General features: G+C 43.2%; 1 protein-coding gene and 4 tRNA genes. All 5 read left to right on the top strand.

Features of this window, described 5'->3' with window-relative positions; genetic code table 11:
* The first annotated feature begins 4 nt into the window (after positions 1-4).
* The 5 genes from QQ041_RS24015 to QQ041_RS23995 all read left to right on the top strand — a co-directional run bounded on the left by QQ041_RS24015 (position 5) and on the right by QQ041_RS23995 (position 2,640).
* Positions 5-80, top strand: a tRNA-Asn gene (locus QQ041_RS24015).
* A gap of 391 nt (positions 81-471) precedes the next feature.
* Entirely contained in the window at positions 472-2,097 is a 1,626-nt protein-coding gene (locus tag QQ041_RS24010) for a methyl-accepting chemotaxis protein (RefSeq protein ID WP_061018839.1), read from the top strand.
* A gap of 235 nt (positions 2,098-2,332) precedes the next feature.
* Positions 2,333-2,408, top strand: a tRNA-Phe gene (locus QQ041_RS24005).
* A gap of 56 nt (positions 2,409-2,464) precedes the next feature.
* Positions 2,465-2,540 (top strand) — tRNA-Thr (locus tag QQ041_RS24000).
* 24 nt (positions 2,541-2,564) lie between these two features.
* Positions 2,565-2,640 (top strand) — tRNA-Asn (locus QQ041_RS23995).
* Position 2,641 lies beyond the last annotated feature (1 nt).

Raw genomic sequence — 2,641 nt, 5'->3', positions numbered from 1 at the left:
TAATTCCCCTTTAGTTCAGTTGGTAGAACGGCGGACTGTTAATCCGTATGTCGCAAGTTCAAGTCTTGCAAGGGGAGCCACATTCAAGAAAGCCAAGTCGAAAGACTTGGCTTTTTTTCGTTTGAACAAAAGCAAACTCTATTCAATATACACATTAGCCCAACATTAGCTCTTAATCAGTCCCGATAAATTAAGTTATATCCTTCCAATACTCTGACTAAAGTAGCTGATTCTAAGTTCTATAAAGCATCTCTATTTAAATGGAACCAACGCCTCCCAAAAGTTATCCCCCCTTAATTCCGTAAACCGTCATATCAAAACAAACAGAATCCCATTTCATTACTTTTTTTTCTTCGAAAATTTAATCTCTATCATGTTTTGATATCTTTCTAATATCTGCCCTACACGACTTAGATTAAGATTCGATGAACTATACCTAATACTAATTATTGAATCGCTGCGCGGGGAAACATGAAACTAAAAACGCAAGCTTACTTATTATCGGGCATCATCTTGATCGCCCTGCTAGCACTGACGGCTACTGGTTTATGGACATTGAGAGTCGCGAGCAACATGGACAACAAAGCTCGCGTGACCGAGCTATTTAAGAGTGCATACAGCATCCTTACTGAAGTCGAAAAAATGGCGATTGATGGCACTCTAGAAGAAGAGCAAGCTAAGCAACTAGCTACTCGCCTTCTACGTAACAACATCTATAAAGATAATGAATATGTTTACGTAGCCGATGAAAACATGACGTTTGTCGCGACACCATTAGATCCTCAATTACACGGAACCAGCTTTAACGACTTTAAAGATGGCAACGGGAATAGTGTTGGTCAGCTAATCCAAAGAGTACTTGGTAATCGTACTGGCCAGATCATTGAGTACACCTGGACACAAAAACTGCCAGATGGAACGATTGAAGAAAAACTGTCTATAGCAGAGAAAACACCACATTGGGGCTGGGTTGTCGGCACAGGTATCGGGTTCAATGAAGTTAACGCTCGTTTCTGGTCTACCGCTCAATGGCAGCTGTTCCTTTGTGTCGTGATTGCTGGTCTTATTCTATCGAGCCTAATTGTATCTATTAAACGCATGCTAGCGCTTCTTGGTGGCGAACCTAAAGATGTAAGAGAAGCTGTACAAGCCGTAGCACAAGGTCGAATTCAAACTTCTTTCGAAACTCAGGCGACAGACGGCAGTATTTACCACGCCGTACAACAAATGAGTAAGTCACTGGCTGAGTTGGTATCAAACCTGGACGCTTCAATGCTAGCATTAAGGGGAGAACTGCAGCGCGTAGAAGACCGTGCTGGATCAATTGCTCAATTGACAGAGACCCAACAGCAATCAACAGAGATGATCGCGACAGCAATGACCGAGATGGCCTCTTCAGCCAATAACGTTGCTGATTCAGCTAGCGATACCGCGCGCAACACCGACGAGGCCGATAAACAGAGCCAGCATACCCAGCAACTGATTCACAACACAGTAGACAACATTCAAGGCCTAGCAGGCCAACTAGGCACAGCAAGTGAAGCTGTCGCTAACCTAGATAACGATGTAAACAACATTGCGAAAGTATTGGATGTGATTGGTGATATAGCGGAACAAACTAACCTGTTGGCACTTAACGCAGCCATTGAAGCAGCTCGAGCTGGCGAACAAGGCCGTGGATTTGCGGTTGTAGCAGATGAGGTTCGTAACCTTGCAGGTCGAACACAATCAAGCACCAAAGAAATTCAGTTAATGATTAATAACCTTCAAGACGGATCTCGCAACGCAATTCAAACTATGGAAGTTTGTGCTGCGACCAGTGAAAGCACCGTAACAGAGTCTCAAAACGCCTCTGAAGCACTACAACAGATTGTTGTCGCATTAGAGTCGATTTCATCAATGAGTCATCAAATCGCAACAGCGGCCGCTGAGCAGACTCAGGTGAGCGATGATATATCGAAGCGTATCAACATGATCGAAGAGAGCGGCAACCAACTGAGCAATGTCGTGACAGAAAGTCATAACAGTACCCAAACTCTCGCCTCCCTTTCTAATGAATTAGAAGCTTGGGTTAATAGGTTTGAAGTAAAACACTAAACTCTCTAGAAATTTTTCAAATAAAAAAGCACGTTTTCATACGTGCTTTTTTTATTTCGGCGCCCATTCAGTGTAGTTAACCGTAGTTTTACTATCTATTAGGGCATGCTAGACCTAGGTTTTTCACCCCAAATGAGCAAAAACAACCCACTAAGTATAGAAAAACATCAAACGATACTTTTTTTGCAATTTAATGTTGACCCAGAACGCGAAAACACGTTTAATACACCTCGTCGCCCGGATAGCTCAGTCGGTAGAGCAGAGGATTGAAAATCCTCGTGTCGGTGGTTCGATTCCGCCTCCGGGCACCACAATTTATTTGTTGGTGTCCTAGACAACAACAGTAAAGCACAAAGAAATATTATGTGCCGACTTAGCTCAGTAGGTAGAGCAACTGACTTGTAATCAGTAGGTCACCAGTTCGACTCCGGTAGTCGGCACCATTTCTTTAAAGCTTTAAGAATAATTCCCCTTTAGTTCAGTTGGTAGAACGGCGGACTGTTAATCCGTATGTCGCAAGTTCAAGTCTTGCAAGGGGAGCCAA

The organism is Vibrio sp. TMPB1044, assembly GCF_030442075.1.
Taxonomy (GTDB): Bacteria; Pseudomonadota; Gammaproteobacteria; order Enterobacterales; family Vibrionaceae; genus Vibrio; species Vibrio satsumensis.
This window is presented reverse-complemented; position numbering and strand designations above follow the sequence as displayed.